This is a genomic window from Vibrio sp. 10N.222.46.A1, from assembly GCF_041473595.1.
Taxonomy (GTDB): domain Bacteria; phylum Pseudomonadota; class Gammaproteobacteria; order Enterobacterales; family Vibrionaceae; genus Vibrio; species Vibrio tasmaniensis_A.
Window position 1 is genome coordinate 1 of record NZ_JBFRSN010001170.1, and the last position, 514, is coordinate 514.

The 514-nt window shown below is 36.4% G+C and carries 1 protein-coding gene; it reads left to right on the plus strand.

What is annotated here, in order from left to right:
• The first annotated feature begins 45 nt into the window (after positions 1-45).
• Positions 46-366, plus strand: a complete 321-nt coding sequence (locus AB4496_RS24910; RefSeq protein ID WP_102257799.1) for a hypothetical protein — start codon at positions 46-48, stop codon at positions 364-366.
• Positions 367-514 lie beyond the last annotated feature (148 nt).

Sequence of the window (514 nt, forward strand, 5' to 3'; positions counted from 1 at the left end):
CTTTTATATAAGCCATACAATTGAAAAAAAAGGAGAAACAAGACGATGATCACATTTACAACTGAATCAATTGAGTCAATTTGCAATTTACTGAGACATGAAACATTTCCGAATAAAACGACATACCAGCTAAATGATGGAATTCACTTACGAACTGTTTCTAACTTTATTGCTGATGAACAGCACTTTGAGGTCAATGGCATGAGCTCTTCCGTGATTGTTGGTTATAAGCTACAGCTTAAATCTGGAGAAGATATTTACTTACAACTTAAAGATGACGAGCTCATTTTGAAAGAAACCAAAATACCAGCAAAATCAAATCAAGACTATGGCATCGACGGCGCTGTATCGGATTTTATGTTTTAAATACTCTCGCGTAACTTATCTGCTTGGATGAGCCTCTGGATTAACAATTGGCTCAATAAAATATATGCCATTGACACCCAACGTTGTTGCGCAACTCACTTTAGAGACAGAGTCGCTATGCTTCGAGTGATTCTTAATCAATACGACA